This is a genomic window from Pantoea sp. GM_Pan_3 (assembly GCF_026541045.1).
GTDB lineage: Bacteria > Pseudomonadota > Gammaproteobacteria > Enterobacterales > Enterobacteriaceae > Pantoea > Pantoea anthophila.
Map to the genome: position 1 here is coordinate 997,244 of NZ_JALNVA010000001.1, position 16,119 is coordinate 1,013,362.

The window sequence follows — 16,119 nt, forward strand, 5'->3', positions numbered from 1 at the left end:
TTCACCAAAGGCAAAGGCCCGATAGCACAAGCTGCTTAGCCTGTTCACTGCCCTGTACCGGCGGAATCTGAAGCCGGACGCCATCACGCAGAACGGGTCGATGCCGCCGGTAACTGCTGCTTCAGCGCTATCACCAGTACCACGTTAAAGATTGCCAGGCCGCAAAGCAACCACAGCGTCGCCGTTGCGCCCATGCTTTCAAAGACATATCCGCCAATCAGCGGCGTCAGTGCCTGCCCCATCAATGCCGGGCGCGCCATCTTACCCATCACAATGGCGTAAGACTCTGGTTTGACCATCGCCAGCGGTAAAGTTCCACGCACGATGGCACGTAGGCCATTTCCTGCGCCATAAAGCACCATACTCAGCAGCGCCATCTGCGGCATTAATGCCAGCAACAGCAGGCCCAGCGCCACCAGCCCGACAGAAAAAAAGGCGGTACGGATAGGATGGCTGCGTTTAAAAGCAACATCGACAATACGGGAGCCCACCTGACACGGGCCGATCACGGCGCTGATCGCCAGCGCCGAAGCCAGCGTGTGACCACTCGCCTGCAACAGCGTAATAAGCTCCACGGAAACGGCGGTCATGATTACCGAAGCCAGGGTAAAAATGGCGCAGAGCAGCCAGAACAGCGCTGGCGCGATCTCTGCCGTGGCTGGCTGCGCCGGACGCTTTTTTAATGACCGGGTGAGATGACCGGCAGGCAAGGCAAAGAGATAAGCAGGCAGCACGCACGCCACCATCAGCGCAGCAATGATAAGCGAGGCGTCACGCCAGCCAAAACCGTGGATAAGCAGAGCCGTTCCCGGCCAGGCCAGCGTGGTGCAGAAACCGGAAATCAGCGTGATCCCGGTGATGGCAGCCCGAGCCTGACCGCCATAGCAGGTGCCCAGCGTGGCAAACAGTGCATCATACAGGCCCATCGCCATACCCACGCCGATAATGACCCAGGCAAACAGAAACAGTGGCAACGCGTGGCTGAACGCCATGATGACCAGCCCCACCGCCATTACCAGCCCACTGAGTGCCAGCAGGCGACGGCCACCGGTCCGGGCTATTATTCTGCCTGCCAGCGGTGACAGCAGGCCCGACACCAGAATCCCGAGCGACAGCGCACCGTAAATCCACTGCTGGGACCAGCCTGTCTCAGCCGCGATGGGATTTGCCATCACCGCCATCAGGTAGAACGAGCCTCCCCAGGAAAGGATCTGCACACAGCCCAGGGTAAAAATGGCGGCGATGCCCGGTTTAATGTTCTGATTCACATCGACTCTCTTCGTTAGCAGGCAAACCGTTTTATATCATGTTCCGCAGGCAGCCTGCATGCATCACGCACTTCTGACCTGATGACCGGCAGTCCGCACGTTTTTGCATAACAGATTTATAGTATGTTGTAACTATAATGCACTTGCAACTGCCGCAGGCTTCTGCCACATTATGGACGTTGTAACTATGGAGGCTCATCATGACGCGCTACGACTTAGTGGCTGATATGCATCAATGTGTTAACGACCTGGAGCAGGCGCTGGGTGAACTGCGGGAGCAGATTGAAGCGCAGCCGCTGCTGATCGCCCGCGTTTTCAGCCTGCCGCCGGTGGTGAAAGGTCGCGAGCATGACGCGATAACCCGCATTGCCGTTGAGCAGCATCTGGGCGACAGCGCGCGGAAGATGGCGCTCGACCACTACTGCCGCCTCTTTATGCAGCATCAGTCAGAGCAACTGAGTACCAAGGCCGCCGTGCGTCTGCCCGGTGCCCTCTGCATTGAATGCGATGCAGAACGGGAAGCGGAGATCGGCGCGCTGGTCGATCTCATTAACCAGCTGAAAGCCCGGCTGGAGCAGCTGATTACGGTGGAGTCCGGCCTGCCGAGTGAAGCGCGCTTCGAGTTCGTTCACCAGCATCTGCGCGGGCTGATTACCCTCAATGCCTATCGCACCATCACCCTGCTCAGCGCCCCGGACAGTCTGCGGTTTGGCTGGGCCAACAAACACATCATCAAAAATCTTAAGCGCGAAGAGGTCATTGCCCAGCTGGAAAAAAGCCTGAAGGCGGGACGCGCCCAGGCTCCGTGGTCGCGCGAACAGTGGGCTGAGAAAGTGCAGGAGGAGCTGGCCAGCGTGCGCGCCCTGCCCGCTTCAGCCCGCCTGAAGATCAAGCGTCCGGTGAAAGTCCAGCCGGTGGCGCGCGTCTGGCGCGCAGAGGAGAAAAAGCAGACTCAGCTGGCCTGCCCGTCACCGATTCTGGTGATCTGCCGCGATCGTAGTCAGGTTCCGGTACTGGGCGAGTTGCTCAACTATGACGCCGATAACATTACCTATCGTCATAAACCGGCCGCTGAGCCGCTCAATCTGCTGATCCCCCGGCTGCACCTCTGGGTTGACTGCCCGGTTTAACAGAGAGGCCGGAACGAACCGGCCTCATCGCGCATCACGTTACGACTTCATGCTGCCAACCATCTCTTCCGGCCGCACCCAGGCGTCAAACTCCTCTTCGGTAAGATAGCCGAGCTTCAGCGCTGAGCCTTTCAGGGTCAGCCCCTCTTTATGCGCCTTTTTGGCAATTTCGGCCGCTTTGTCATACCCGATATGGGTATTGAGCGCGGTCACCAGCATCAGGGACTCGTTGAGCAGCTGATCGATCCGCTCGCGCACCGGTTCAATGCCGATCGCACAGTGATGGTTGAAGCTGTCCATGCCATCCGCCAGCAGGCGAATCGACTGCAGGAAGTTATGGATAACCATCGGACGGAAAACGTTCAGCTCGAAGTTACCGGATGCGCCGCCCATGTTGATCGCGACGTCATTGCCCATCACCTGACAGCAGAGCATGGTCATCGCTTCACACTGCGTCGGGTTCACTTTGCCCGGCATGATTGAGCTGCCAGGTTCATTTTCCGGAATAGCGATTTCCCCGATGCCGCAGCGCGGGCCGGACGAGAGCCAGCGAACGTCGTTGGCGATTTTCATCAGGGACGCGGCCAGACCTTTCAGCGCGCCGTGCGCATGCACCAGCGCATCACAGGTGGCCAGTGCCTCAAACTTGTTAGGGGCCGTAACAAACGGCTGCTGCGTCAGTTCGGCCAGCGCCTTCGCCACGCGCACCGCATATTCCGGGTGCGTGTTGAGGCCGGTGCCGACGGCGGTTCCGCCCAGAGCAAGTTCTGCCACGTGCGGAATGCTCTGCTCGATATGCTTCAGGTTGTGCTCCAGCATCGCTACCCAGCCCGAGATCTCCTGCCCCAGGGTCAGCGGCGTGGCATCCTGCAGATGGGTACGGCCAATCTTAACGATATCTTTGAAGGCGTCGGACTTCTGGCTCAGGGTAGCTTTCAGCACGTGGATCTGCGGGATCAGTTGTTCACGCAGGGCGATCACGGCGGCAACGTGCATGGCGGTCGGGAAAACGTCGTTGGAGCTCTGGCTCTTGTTCACATCATCATTGGGATGGACCAGGCGCGACATCCCCCGCTCCCCGCCGAGAATCTCACTGGCGCGGTTCGCCAGCACTTCATTCATGTTCATATTGGTCTGGGTGCCGGACCCGGTCTGCCAGATTGCCAGCGGGAACTCATCACCATGTTTGTCAGCCAGTACCTCATCTGCCGCGCTGACAATCGCGTCTGCGCGGTCAGCAGGCAGCAGCCCCAGATCCCGGTTAACGCTCGCCGCGGCGCGCTTGGTCAGCGCCAGAGCATGAACCAGTGCCGTCGGCATCTTTTCTGTTGAAATGCGAAAGTGTTCCAGCGAGCGCTGCGTCTGCGCGCCCCACAGTTTGTCTGCCGGTACGTCGATGGGACCCATTGAATCTTTCTCAATGCGGTTGGCTGCCATGAATACGTCTCCTTAGCTTTGGTTTTAAAAATGACCGCCCGGCCGCGCTTCGCGTCTGGCACCAGGGCGTTCAGGATAGTAATACACAATAATTTAACATTATCAGAGCTTAGCGTCCTTTTGCGCTGGATATGTATTTTTACCGGCGGTTTCTGCTTTAATACCGGCAATCATTTCGCGTAAGAAAGGGTTAAACGATGCAAAAAATGAACAACTCGCTGCAGAATTACGCGTGGGGCAGTAAAACGGCGCTGACAGCGCTCTACGGTATCGCGAATCCTGAAGGTCTGCCGATGGCGGAACTCTGGATGGGTGCACATCCGAAAAGTCCCTCTGCCGTTATGGATCAGGGCCGCGAACGTTCGCTGCGCGACGTGATTAATGCTGCGCCTGACGCCATGCTGGGCGAGGCGGTGGCACAGCGTTTTGGTGAGTTACCCTTCCTGTTTAAGGTGCTGTGCGCTGACCAGCCGCTCTCCATTCAGGTTCATCCCAGCAAACACGCCGCGGAAGCGGGCTTTGCCCGTGAGAACGCGGCGGGTATTCCACTGACGGCCGCCGAGCGCAATTACAAAGATGCTAACCATAAGCCGGAGCTGGTCTATGCGCTGACCCCGTTTCAGGCGATGAACGGTTTTCGTACAATCACGGAGATGGTTTCCCTGCTGGAGCCGGTGGCGGGCGCACATCCGCAGATTGCCCACTTCCTGCAGCATCCCGACAGGGAGACGCTGGCCACCCTCTTCCGGACGCTGCTCTCTCTGGAGGGGGATGCCAAATCGCTGGCGCTGGGCGTGCTGAAATCCGCACTTGATGCTCAACAGGGTGAGCCCTGGCAGACCATCCGCGTTATCGCGGCGGAATACCCGGACGACAGCGGACTGTTTTCCCCGCTGCTGCTGAATGTGATTACCCTGCAGCCGGGCGAAGCGATGTTCCTCTATGCCGAAACCCCGCATGCCTATCTTAACGGCGTGGCGCTGGAGGTGATGGCGAACTCGGATAACGTATTACGCGCCGGGTTGACCCCGAAATATATCGATATTACTGAGCTGATGGCGAACCTGAAATTTGAGGAGAAGCCTGCCAGCTCGCTGCTGACCCAGCCGGTGCAGCAGGGTAACGCGCTGCGCTTCCCAATCCCGGTGGAAGATTTTGCCTTTGCCATTCATACCCTGAGTACAGAAGCGCAGCCGCTGGCGCAGCAGAGCGCCGCGGTGCTGTTTTGTATTGAAGGTCAGGCCGTGATCGCCAGCGAGGCGCAGCAGCTGACCCTGAAGCCGGGCGAATCATGCTTTATTGCGGCCAGCGAATCGCCGGTTACGGTCGCCGGAACGGGCCGGCTGGCACGGGTATTTAACGAGTTGGGGTGAAGCGGCTGACGGCATCGCGGTTAACTGCTATTATTTCAATCTATTAGCGCTAAACGCCTGCGGGCGTTTTTCTTCGGTCGTCGGGGTTAACCTGCGGCATAAGCGGACTCAAGGATAAGGACGAATCAGCAATGAAAAAGACTAATGTTGCCGTAGGTGTCATCATCGCACTGGGCGTGATCTGGACAGGCGCGGCATGGTTCACCGGCAAGCAAATCGAAAGTCACAGGGATGAGCTGGTACAGAATGCCAATGCTCAGCTGAATGCTTATGCCCCAAACAGCCGACTGAAGATCAGCTATCAGGATTACCAGCGCGGCGTGTTCAGCAGTAAAGTAAACCTGGTGGTGCAGGCTGACTCGCAGACGGAAGATAATCCCCTGCTGAAGCCGGGTCAGAGCGTTATCCTGAATGAAACCATCGACCATGGCCCCTTCCCGTTCGCTCAGCTTAAGCACTTCAATCTGATCCCGAGCATGGCGTCGGTGCATACCGAACTGGCTAACACCGATGCGGTGAAGAAGCTGTTTGAGCTGACCGGCAATAAGTCGCTGATTAATGCAGACACCCGCATTGGCTACAGCGGTGCTACCGATACGGCGCTGCGCATACTGCCCGTGGATTATCAGAATGCACAAACCGGTGAGCGTCTGGCGACCAATGGCGGAACCTTTAATGTCAGCGCGGACAACAAAGGCGATAAAGTCTCGCTGGACAGTGACGTCGATAGCCTGGCACTGACCACGAAAAATGAGATGGGCCAACCGGTTCTGTTTACCGTCAATGGACTGAAACTGAGCGGGAATACGCACCTCAGCCCGGAAGGCGTGCGGATTGGTGACCAGGCGGTGGATATTGAGAAGGTCAATGCCAGCATCAACGGTCAGGACGCTCTGACGCTTCACAGGATGAAAGGCAGCTCCTCTTTCGATAACAGCAACGGCAAGATTGGCGGCAATATCGACTATAAAGTGGAAAGCGTGCAGCTCCAGAAGCAGGACTTTGGTCAGGCGGCGCTGAAGATGAAGCTGTCACAGTTTGATGCGCAGGCGGTGAAAGCCTTCTCCGATCGTTACAATGCGCAGATGCAGACGTTACTGAATCAGCCGGGGATTACCGAGGACCCGATGCGTTATCAGGCGGGCGTCCATCAGATTCTGATGAGCAATCTGCCCCTGCTGCTGAAGGGCTCGCCCTCTGTCAGCATCGCGCCACTGAGCTGGAAAAATGATAAAGGCGAGAGCACCTTTAACCTGACGGCGAATTTCAACGATCCGTCGACCGTGACCGGCGAAGCGCAGAGTCTCAGCGCGATGGTGGATCGGGTGCTGAAAACCCTGGACAGCAAGCTGACCATCAATATGCCAATGGCGACTGAAACCATGCATAAAGTGGGTCTGGCCGAAGGTTATCAGGCGGATGACGCGCAGAAGCTGGCCGATCAGCAGGTGAAAGGTCTGGCAGCCATGGGGCAGATGTTCCGTCTTACTCAGCAGCAGGATAACAATATCGTGACCAGCCTGCAGTACGCTAACGGCCAGGTGAACATGAACGGCGATAAGATGACGCTGGAACAGTTCCTCTCCCGCTATATGCTGGGCATGCCAACCAGCGAAGGGATGCCACAGTAATTTTCTGAGCCCCTCTGAGGCGACCTTCGGGTCGCCTTTTTTATGCCTGAAGGCCGCGGCCACCCTGTTTAACGCCGGTAGTGCGTAATTAAGCAGCATCCGGCGCCGCTGTTGCGCAAATAACTGGCGTGGTTGCGCAAGATATTTTTATAATGCTCTGCACTTCACCGACAACTCAGCGAGTGCGCCATGATCGATTCTAAAATTCCTCTGACTGACATTCATCGCCACCTTGATGGCAACATTCGTGCACAAACCATTCTCGATTTAGGCCGCCAGTTTAACCTTGCCCTGCCCGCCTCAACGCTGGAGACCCTGCGCCCGCATGTGCAGGTTGGCGAGAATGAACCCGATCTGGTGAGCTTTCTGCAAAAGCTCGACTGGGGCGTGAAAGTGCTGGGCGACCTGGATGCCTGCCGCCGGATTGCGCAGGAGAATGTGGAAGATGCGGCCCGTGCAGGCATTCATTATGCGGAACTGCGCTTCTCGCCAGGCTATATGGCGATGACCCACAATCTGCCGATTGCCGGCGTGGTTGAAGCGGTGATCGACGGCGTGCGTGCAGGCCGTCAGCAGCATGATGTTGATGTGCGCCTGATTGGCATCATGAGCCGTACCTTTGGCGAAGAGGCCTGCCTGAGTGAACTGGATGGTCTGCTGGCCCATCGCGATCACATCACGGCGGTCGATCTGGCGGGTGATGAGCTGGGCTTCCCGGGCAGTGAGTTTCTGAGCCACTTTAATCAGGCGCGCGACGCCGGTTTCCGCGTCACGGTGCATGCCGGTGAAGCGGCCGGCCCGGAGAGCATCTGGCAGGCTATTCGTGAGCTGGGCGCGGAGCGTATCGGCCACGGCGTGAAAGCCATTGAAGATCGCGCGCTGATGGATTTCCTCGCGGAGCATCATATCGGCATTGAATCCTGCCTGACCTCCAACATCCAGACCAGCACCGTGTCGTCACTGGCTCAGCATCCGCTGAAGACCTTCCTGGAGCATGGCATTCTGGCGACCATCAACACCGATGACCCGGCGGTTCAGGGGATTGAGCTCGCCCACGAGTATCATCATGCCGCCCCGGCAGCGGGACTGAGCGCCGCACAGATCCGTCAGGCGCAGGAAAACGGTCTGACGATTGCGTTCCTCAGCGAAGCAGAGAAAGCGGCTATCCGCGCCCGCGTGCAGTAATCTGCCTGTAAGCCATAAATAACCGGCCGGTAATCCGGCCCGTTATTTTGCTGCCATCCCTCCACTCCCGGAAAATATGACAAACACGCACAGGCTTAACGCGCAGGAAACAGGGGCAGAGGAGGAAAGCGTCCCGCGCCAGGACGGCGCGGGCCGAGCGAGCCAGGGATTGCGGCTTTTGCGACTTTCCGATCTGACCCTGTTCCCTGCGCTGTCTCGATCTCACAGTTGCTCCCGCTAACAAAACGGGCCGGAAATCCGGCCCGTTTTCAGTGCTGCGTCACACGCTGCGAATCAGACGCGCTTCAGCGACATCGTCTGGCGCTTCTCGGCGGATTGCAGACCCAGTTCGATCAACTCCATCACCTGAATCGCCTCTTCCGCGGTGACCGGATTGTTTCCGCGTCCGGCGATCGCATCCCGGATGCCCGCATAATAGGCCGGATAATTTCCCGGCTGAGTCAGCTGGGTGGTTTCCGTCAGAGAATCGCCCTCGACCAGCGTCAGGGTGCCATCGCGCATGTCGTAGCCCCAATCCTCCTGTGGCGGGAAGTTCCCCGACTTCAGACGATCTTCCTGCGGGTCCAGACCATATTTGATGTAACTGCCTTGCGTGCCGTGAACCGTATAGCGGGCGGATTCCGCTGCCACCAGCATGCTGGCGTGTAACACCACCCGACGCTGCGGATAGGTCAGCGTGGCGTGGAAGTAGTCTGTGGTCTGCGCGCCCGGACGCATCTCCGCCAGGTCAACGTTGATGGCGACTGGCGGACCAAACAGCTGCAGCGCCTGATCCAGCAGGTGCGGCCCCAGGTCATACCAGATGCCGCTGCCTGCGCCTTTCATTTCGCGCCAGCGGTTGCGCACTTCCAGACGGAAGCGGTCAAAGTGCGACTCGAAGTAGCGCACCTCGCCCAGCGTGCCTGCCTCCAGCAGGGATTTCAGCGTCAGAAAGTCGCTGTCCCAGCGGCGGTTGTGGAACACGGAGAGCAGCAGCCCTTTGGCTTTCGCCAGCGCATCCAGCTCGCGCGCCTGTGACAACGTCACGGTAAAGGGCTTATCGACGACGACATGCTTACCGGCATTCAGCGCCGCTTTCGCCAGTGGAAAATGCGTGTCGTTCGGGGTAGGAATCACAATTAACTGCAGGGTCGGGTCGTCCAGCAGCGCCTGAGGATCGGACACGACCTGAACGGCGGGCCAGTCGGCGTGGACTTTGCTGGCGTCGCTACTGGAGATGGCGGCCAGCTCAACGTCCGGCGTTCCCGCGATCAGCGGGGCGTGAAACGTTTTACTGGCAAAGCCGTAGCCGATCAGACCAACACGTAATTTATCGCTCATTTTGGTTCCTCGTTGTCGCTAACCTGAATGATTTAAGACCATTAACCAGGTGAGAACAAGGCGGAATTCCCCGAAAAAACTAAGAGATAGCACTTCGGGCCAGCGGCCAGGCGGTCTGGGCGGCCAGACTGTCGTGTGCATCCTGATTGCGGCGGCGGAAATCGCTGGGACTGACGCCGACCCGCTTGCGGAATACCCGGGAGAAGTAAAGCTGGTCGTCGTAGCCCACTTCACGGCCAACCGAAGCGATTGGCTCCTGGGTGGTCTGCAGCAGCAGTTTTGCACGGATGACCCGCTGATCTTCACGCCAGCGCAGCAGGTTAACGCCCATCTGCTCGCGGAACAGGTGCGCCAGCCGCGACGGTGACAGACAGACGTGGCGCGCCACCTCCTCTATCCTGACCTCGCTGGCGAGATGGTTGGTGACATACTGGCAGGCTTCAATGACGCGCGGATCGCGGATTAACTGATGGCTGCGCGGATCTTCTTCTACCGCACGCAGCAGCAGCCGTTCCAGCAGGTTCATCGCCAGCTCTTCAGCAAAGCGGCGGCCGGAGTTATGTGTCTGTTCGATACTGGCAAACAGGCGGTCAAACTCACCGCGCAGCGACTCCGGCAGCAGCAGGCGGCCGACGCCCTCCTGCTCATCCTGCCAGCGCAGCCAGTCGTGCCAGTAGGCGCGAGGACGGAAGTAAACCCAGCGATGGAACCACTGCGGGCTGTCCGGTGCACGGCCATAATAGTGGGCGGTCTTAGGCTGAAACAGCAGCATTTCGCCGGGCTCGCAGTCAAAGGCCCGCTCGCCATCAAATACCCGCCCTTTTCCTTTAATGGTGAGATTCAGAATGTAACCTTTCATGCCGTGCGGACGATCGATAAAGAAGTCGAGCGGTCCTTCTGCGGTGATGGGCGTCAGCCCTGCCACCAGCCAGGCATTGAATGAATAGCCGGGCAACAGGGGGTTTTGCTGCCCGGCCGGTAATTCACGGTGATACATAGCGTCCTCACTCAGTCTGTTATTGTTCAGATAGCCCGCAGAGGCGTCAGCGTCTGCGGGCCAACGGCTCGCGCAATCAGGCTTTTTTCTGTTTGTAACGGTCGAATATCACCGCAGCTAACAGTATCAGACCGCGCACCACATACTGTGAGAATGGCGAGATATTCAGTAAATTCATCGCATTCTCAACGGTGCCGAGGATCAGGACGCCCGCCACCACGTAGGAAATTTTACCGATGCCGCCCTTCAGCGATACGCCACCCAGAACACAGGCGGAGATCACCACCAGCTCATAGCCGATGGAGGTCATGGGCTGGCCGCTGGTCATACGCGACGCCAGGATGATGCCCGCCGCCGCCGACACCAGGCCGGAGAGAACAAAGATAATGATGCGGGTCCGCACCACCGGCACACCCGCCAGCCGCGCCGCCTCTTCATTGCCACCGATCGCCAGGGTGTTGCGACCAAAGGTGGTTTTGTTGAGCAGGAAGCCGAAGATCAGCATCGTGGCCAGGGTCAGCCAGATCGGGGCCGGCACGCCAAACCAGTTCGCAAAGCCCAGTTCAAAGAAGCGCTCATCTTCAATGCCGACCGCCTTGCCGTCAGAGAAGATGTAGGCCAGACCGCGCACGATCTGCATGGTGGCCAGCGTGGTGATCAGCGCATTGATTTTAAGACGGGCAATCACAAAGCCGTTGATAAAGCCGGTGATCATGCCGAGCACCAGACCGGCGGCAACGCCAATCCACAGGCTTTCGGTCATGTTGATCACCACCGCAGTAACCACACCTGCACAGGCGATCACCGAGGCGACCGAGAGATCAAAATCGCCGGAAGCCAGGCAGAAGAGCATGCCGCAGGCGACCATGCCCGACATCGACATCGCCAGGCCCAGGCCTTTCATATTGATAAACGAGCCGAAGTTCGGCACAAAGATCGCACAGACAATAAACAGCAGTGCAAATACCACCAGCATGCCGAAGTTGTCCCAGATGCGACCTAACTGCAGGCCGCCGCGTGATGCAGGCTGCGGCGTATTTGAGGTCGTGGATGAAGCCATGATGATCTCCTGTCAGGCCACGGCGGCCGCTTGAGTGGTTTTGGGCATGGCCAGGCTCAGCGTCTGCTGCTCCGTGGCGTCGTCGTGCAGCAGTTCACCGGCGATAGCACCTTCGCGCATCACCACAATCCGGTCGGCCAGGCCCATCACCTCCGGCAGGTCACTGGAGGCGAACAGCACCGCAATGCCCCGGTTCGCCAGCTGATAAATCAGGTTGTAGATTTCATGCTTGGCGCCGACATCGATACCGCGCGTCGGCTCATCGAGCAGGATCACTTTCATCTCCTCGGAGAGCCAGCGCCCCAGGATCGCCTTCTGCTGGTTGCCGCCGGAAAGGTTCATGATCAGCTGATCGGCGCTGGGCGTTTTAATGTTGAGTGAGCGGATATGGCTGTCGGCGTTTTTGCTTTCCCAGCCATTTTTAATCAGGCATCCGGCGGTCAGGTTGTGGCGACGGGCGCTGATGTTGATGTTGTCACGCACCGAGTGCACCGGGATGATGCCTTCGGCTTTGCGATCCTCCGGACAGAGCATGATCCCCGCCCGGATGGCGTCGATTGGCTCGCGCAGCGGCAGCGGTTTGCCGTCCAGGATCACCTGACCACCGCGCAGACGGGTGCCGCCAAACAAGCCTTTCAGCAGTTCGCTGCGTCCCGCGCCGACCAGACCAAACAGCCCGACAATTTCCCCGGCATGGACTTTCAGTGAAATCGGTGTCCGCACGCCCTTCGCTTCGACCCGATCCAGCTCCAGCCGCACCGCCCCCACAGGCCGTGGCGCATAGCCATAGATATCGCCGAGGTTACGGCCCACCATCGCCTGCACCAGATCGTCGTGATGGGTATTGGCCATATCCGTAAAGGTGCGCACATACCGGCCATCTTTAAAGACGGTGATGGCGTCGCTGAGGGCAAAAATTTCCTCCATGCGATGCGACACATAGAGCACCACCCGGCCCTCCTGGCGGAGCTGGCGGATGACGCGGAACAGGTTGTCGATTTCACGCGCCGACAGGGAGCTGGTCGGCTCATCAAAGGCGATAATGCGCGCGTTGCGCGCCAGCGCTTTGGCAATCTCCACCATCTGCCACTGTCCCAGCGACAGATATTTCAGCGGCATATCGGGGTCGATATCCATGCCGAGATTTTTCAGTTGCAGGCCGGCTTCGTAACGCATCAGCCGGCGGTTAACCAGTCCATGTTTGTGCGGGATCTGACCGAGATAGATGTTCTCCGCCACACTCATTTCCGGCACCAGATGGAGCTCCTGGTAAATAATGGCCACGCCCGCATCCAGCGCATCGGTAGTGCGCTGAAAGTTCATCGGCTGGCCTTTGATCCGAATCTCACCGCCGCTCGGCTGATAACTGCCGCTGAGTATTTTTAACAGCGTCGATTTGCCTGCGCCGTTCTCGCCCATCAGCGCATGGACTTCACCGCCCCGGCAGTCGAAGGAGATATCCTGCAGCGCTTTCACGCCAGGAAAGGTTTTACTGATGCCATGAAACGACAGAAAAGCTGAATCACTGTTCATGTTTATCCTCACTCTTGCACGTCGCCGGCCTGTGCGGGCGGGCGACGTGAAGCAGGCTATGCAGGATGCCAGGCGGCGAAACGCCTGGCAGGCTCAGGGTTACATCAGTCCTTTTTTCGCCAGTTCAGTTTTGAAGTTGTCACGGGTGATCAGCACCACATCGGTGACCTCAGTGAATTTCGCCGGCTCTTCGCCTTTGCTCACCCAGTTGTAGAGCATCTGGCTGCTCTTATAACCATGGATATCCGGACTTGGCAGCAGCGAGCCGTAGAAGCCGGTCGCTTTGTCTTTCGACAGTTCACTGACCGCATCCACGCCGTTGATACCGATGCCGATGACGTCAGCCGCTTTAAAGCCCTGGCCTTCCGTCGCGCGCACGCCGCCCAGCACGGTGTTGTCGTTCATGCCAACAATCAGCCAGTGTTTGACTTCAGGGTGCTGCACCAGCAGGGAGTTACCGGCGTCAAAGGCGCCAGGGATGTCGTTGGATTTGGTCGGAACCTGATAGATCTGAGCGGCCGGGAAGCCCGCAGCTTTGATGGCGTCCATCGATCCGCCGGTACGACGGCGTGCGGTATCCAGTTCGTTGGCGGTAATCGCCATCACGCCGGTGGTTTTCACATCCCAGCCGCGCTTCTGCATCTCTTTATAAAGCTCCTGCCCCTGACGTTCGCCGATTTTGGTGGCGGCCATCATCACCAGCGGCACGGTATCCATCGGTTTGCCTTTGGCGGTCACAAACTGATCGTCCACGGCAATGACTTTCAGGCCGTAGCCCCGCGCTTTCGCCATGATGGCGGAGCCCAGCTTGGGATCGGGCGTACAGATAACGAAGCCTTTCGCGCCGTTTGCGGCAAGGCTGTCGATAGCATTCAGGGTTTTTTCACCATCCGGAACGGCAATTTTGATGACGTCGAAGCCGAGATCTTTGCCGGCTTTATCGGCAAATTTCCACTCCGTCTGGAACCAGGGTTCTTCTGGTTGCTTGACTAAAAAACCCAGCTTCATGGTCTCGGCGATAGCGGATTGTGACATAACCGCTGCCAGGCCGATGGCCGCGAATGCTTTAGTGAATTTATGCATGATGCTCTCCGGTACCAGGTTATTTTTCGCTGCTCATAACGAATCGGTGTAAGCGCTACCAGTTGGTCTTGTTTTGAGGGTACAGCCATAAATCAGTGCGTTAGGTTGCTATGTGTTGTCAGCCTGTCCAGACGCTGGGCTAGTTTTAGCGGTATTGGCGGAGAAAAATGTAGAGCGGTATCACATCTTAAAATCACGACAAAATGATCCATATATTCAGCAAATTTAACCGGAGCTTAACTTTTGCAATGGATCACAAAATTACTGCCGATGGCAGGAAAGTGCATATTGTCAGCCAGCCATGACTAACTGTTCCGGCGCGCCGAACCCAGGATACAGGAGTTAACTAACTACAGGAGATTCCGATGCGTGCTGGAGCCATCACCCTTGGGCTGGACTTTGGTAGTGATTCGGTGCGTGCGCTGGCCGTCGATTGTCACAGCGGCAGCGAGCTGCAGAGTGCGGTGTGCAGCTACCCGCGCTGGCAGCAGGGTCTGTACAGCGATCCGCACACCAATCGTTTTCGTCACCATCCACAGGATTACATCGACGCCATGGAGCAGGCGCTGCTCGGCGTACTGAACGCCCTGAGCGAAGATCAGCGCAACGCCGTCGTCGGCATTGGCGTCGACAGCACCGGTTCGACTCCGGCGCCCATCGATCGCGACGGCAATGTACTGGCGCTGCGCCCGGAGTTCGCCGACAACCCCAACGCGATGTTTGTGCTGTGGAAAGATCACACTGCAATAGAAGAAGCGGAAGAGATCAATCAGCTCTGTCACAGCGGCCGTTTCACGGATTACAGCCGCTATATCGGCGGCATCTACTCCTCTGAATGGTTCTGGGCAAAGATTCTGCACGTGTCGCGGGAAGATGCGGCGGTGCGTGACGCGGCGGTCTCCTGGGTGGAGCTGTGCGACTGGGTGCCTGCCCTGTTAAGCGGCACGACCGCGCCCGACAGGCTGCGCCGTGGCCGCTGTGCAGCCGGGCATAAAGCCCTGTGGCATGGCGACTGGAACGGCCTGCCGGATGTTGATTTCCTTAACGCGCTGGACCCGCTGTTAACGCAACAGCTGGACTCGCCTCTCTTCACTGAGACCTGGACCGCCGATCTGCCGGTCGGCACGCTCAGCCCGGAATGGGCGCAGCGTCTGGGGCTGACGCAGACCGTCACGCTCTCCGGTGGCGCGTTTGACTGCCATATGGGCGCGGTCGGAGGCGGTGCCAGACCTTACACCCTGGTGAAAGTGATCGGCACATCAACCTGCGACATCCTGATCGCTGACAGCGAAAAGGTCGGCGATCGCGATATTAAAGGCATCTGTGGTCAGGTGGATGGCAGCGTGATACCGGGAGCGATTGGGCTGGAGGCGGGTCAGTCCGCCTTTGGTGATATCTACGCCTGGTTCAGCCGGTTACTGGGCTGGCCGCTGCAACAGGCGGCTGAGCGTCACCCTGAGCTGAAACCTCAGCTGGCGGAGATGCAAAAGAGTCTGATTAAAGATCTGACCGATGCCTGGGCTGCTAATCCGCAGCTCGACCATCTGCCGGTGGTGCTGGACTGGTTCAACGGTCGCCGCACGCCGAATGCCAATCAGCGCCTGAAAGGGGTGATTACCGATCTGAATCTGGGTACCGATGCCCCGGCGCTGTTTGGCGGTCTGGTCGCGGCGACGGCATTTGGTGCGCGCGCCATTATGGAGTGCTTCGAGCAGCAGCAGATCCCCGTCGAGAGCATTCTGACGCTGGGCGGCATCGCGCGGAAATCTCCGGCGATTATGCAGGCCTGCTGTGACGTGATGAACCGGCCACTGGATATTGTCGCCTCTGATGAGTGCTGTGCGCTGGGTGCGGCCATTTTCGCCGCCGTCGCTGCCGGTGTTCACGCCAGCGTTGCCGAGGCGCAGCAGGTGATGGCCAGCCCGATCGCCGTCACGCTGCAACCCGATCCGGCGCGTGTCGCCCGCTATCAACAACTCTATCAACGCTATCAACAATGGTGCGTGACGGCTGAACCGCAGTACGCCGCCCGCCCCGCTTCCGCTACGAGCCTGGACCAGCAGGCGTAATTGTTGCAGGCA

12 protein-coding genes are annotated in these 16,119 nt (G+C 58.5%); 5 read left to right on the plus strand and 7 right to left on the minus strand.

What is annotated here, in order from left to right; genetic code table 11:
* Positions 1-83: 83 nt before the first annotated feature.
* Positions 84-1,268 (minus strand): MFS transporter, encoded by a 1,185-nt coding sequence (locus tag OXR04_RS04735; protein ID WP_267369367.1) that lies wholly within the window; start codon positions 1,266-1,268, stop codon positions 84-86.
* 200 nt (positions 1,269-1,468) lie between these two features.
* Between OXR04_RS04735 and tus the strand changes: the two genes are divergently transcribed.
* Positions 1,469-2,398 carry a DNA replication terminus site-binding protein gene (tus, locus tag OXR04_RS04740; protein ID WP_009090311.1) on the plus strand — a complete coding sequence of 310 codons (930 nt, stop codon included), beginning with the start codon at positions 1,469-1,471 and terminating at the stop codon, positions 2,396-2,398.
* Between the two features lie 39 nt (positions 2,399-2,437).
* On the opposite strand, the gene fumC is transcribed toward tus, so the two are convergent.
* Positions 2,438-3,835 carry a class II fumarate hydratase gene (gene fumC / locus OXR04_RS04745; RefSeq protein ID WP_009090312.1) on the minus strand — a complete coding sequence of 466 codons (1,398 nt, stop codon included), beginning with the start codon at positions 3,833-3,835 and terminating at the stop codon, positions 2,438-2,440.
* 197 nt (positions 3,836-4,032) lie between these two features.
* On the opposite strand from fumC, the gene manA reads away from it, so the two are divergent.
* The 3 genes from manA (at position 4,033) to add (ending at position 8,024) form a co-directional block, all read left to right on the plus strand.
* Positions 4,033-5,208, plus strand: coding sequence for a mannose-6-phosphate isomerase (manA, locus tag OXR04_RS04750; protein ID WP_267369368.1), 1,176 nt, complete (start codon positions 4,033-4,035; stop codon positions 5,206-5,208).
* A gap of 131 nt (positions 5,209-5,339) precedes the next feature.
* Positions 5,340-6,839, plus strand: coding sequence for a YdgA family protein (locus tag OXR04_RS04755; RefSeq protein ID WP_046101779.1), 1,500 nt, complete (start codon positions 5,340-5,342; stop codon positions 6,837-6,839).
* 189 nt (positions 6,840-7,028) lie between these two features.
* Positions 7,029-8,024 carry an adenosine deaminase gene (add, locus tag OXR04_RS04760; RefSeq protein WP_046101778.1) on the plus strand — a complete coding sequence of 332 codons (996 nt, stop codon included), beginning with the start codon at positions 7,029-7,031 and terminating at the stop codon, positions 8,022-8,024.
* Between the two features lie 294 nt (positions 8,025-8,318).
* On the opposite strand, the gene OXR04_RS04765 is transcribed toward add, so the two are convergent.
* From OXR04_RS04765 to OXR04_RS04785, 5 genes are all read right to left on the minus strand, one after another.
* Positions 8,319-9,365 carry an oxidoreductase gene (locus OXR04_RS04765; protein WP_267369369.1) on the minus strand — a complete coding sequence of 349 codons (1,047 nt, stop codon included), beginning with the start codon at positions 9,363-9,365 and terminating at the stop codon, positions 8,319-8,321.
* A 79-nt stretch (positions 9,366-9,444) separates the two neighbouring features.
* On the minus strand, positions 9,445-10,362 hold the full coding sequence (gene araC / locus OXR04_RS04770) for an arabinose operon transcriptional regulator AraC (protein ID WP_009090320.1): 918 nt from the start codon (positions 10,360-10,362) through the stop codon (positions 9,445-9,447).
* 76 nt (positions 10,363-10,438) lie between these two features.
* Entirely contained in the window at positions 10,439-11,422 is a 984-nt protein-coding gene (gene araH, locus OXR04_RS04775) for an L-arabinose ABC transporter permease AraH (protein WP_009090322.1), read from the minus strand.
* A gap of 12 nt (positions 11,423-11,434) precedes the next feature.
* A complete protein-coding gene (gene araG / locus OXR04_RS04780; RefSeq protein ID WP_267369370.1) occupies positions 11,435-12,955 on the minus strand; it encodes an L-arabinose ABC transporter ATP-binding protein AraG in 1,521 nt (506 codons plus the stop codon).
* Positions 12,956-13,054: 99 nt separating this feature from the next.
* Positions 13,055-14,038: an arabinose ABC transporter substrate-binding protein gene (locus OXR04_RS04785; RefSeq protein ID WP_009090326.1), complete on the minus strand. Its 984-nt coding sequence runs from the start codon at positions 14,036-14,038 to the stop codon at positions 13,055-13,057.
* 365 nt (positions 14,039-14,403) lie between these two features.
* Between OXR04_RS04785 and OXR04_RS04790 the strand changes: the two genes are divergently transcribed.
* Complete coding sequence (locus OXR04_RS04790; protein WP_265135981.1) at positions 14,404-16,107, plus strand: ribulokinase; 1,704 nt, start codon at positions 14,404-14,406, stop codon at positions 16,105-16,107.
* The last annotated feature ends 12 nt before the right edge of the window (positions 16,108-16,119 follow it).

What these genes read in the sequence shown, in the direction of transcription:
- tus (WP_009090311.1), top strand. Translation starts at nt 1,469, where the DNA reads ATGACGCGCTACGACTTAGTGGCTGATATGCATCAATGTGTTAACGAC.
- fumC (WP_009090312.1), bottom strand. Translation starts at nt 3,835, where the DNA reads ATGGCAGCCAACCGCATTGAGAAAGATTCAATGGGTCCCATCGACGTA.
- manA (WP_267369368.1), top strand. Translation starts at nt 4,033, where the DNA reads ATGCAAAAAATGAACAACTCGCTGCAGAATTACGCGTGGGGCAGTAAA.
- OXR04_RS04755 (WP_046101779.1), top strand. Translation starts at nt 5,340, where the DNA reads ATGAAAAAGACTAATGTTGCCGTAGGTGTCATCATCGCACTGGGCGTG.
- add (WP_046101778.1), top strand. Translation starts at nt 7,029, where the DNA reads ATGATCGATTCTAAAATTCCTCTGACTGACATTCATCGCCACCTTGAT.
- OXR04_RS04765 (WP_267369369.1), bottom strand. Translation starts at nt 9,365, where the DNA reads ATGAGCGATAAATTACGTGTTGGTCTGATCGGCTACGGCTTTGCCAGT.
- araC (WP_009090320.1), bottom strand. Translation starts at nt 10,362, where the DNA reads ATGTATCACCGTGAATTACCGGCCGGGCAGCAAAACCCCCTGTTGCCC.
- araH (WP_009090322.1), bottom strand. Translation starts at nt 11,422, where the DNA reads ATGGCTTCATCCACGACCTCAAATACGCCGCAGCCTGCATCACGCGGC.
- araG (WP_267369370.1), bottom strand. Translation starts at nt 12,955, where the DNA reads ATGAACAGTGATTCAGCTTTTCTGTCGTTTCATGGCATCAGTAAAACC.
- OXR04_RS04785 (WP_009090326.1), bottom strand. Translation starts at nt 14,038, where the DNA reads ATGCATAAATTCACTAAAGCATTCGCGGCCATCGGCCTGGCAGCGGTT.
- OXR04_RS04790 (WP_265135981.1), top strand. Translation starts at nt 14,404, where the DNA reads ATGCGTGCTGGAGCCATCACCCTTGGGCTGGACTTTGGTAGTGATTCG.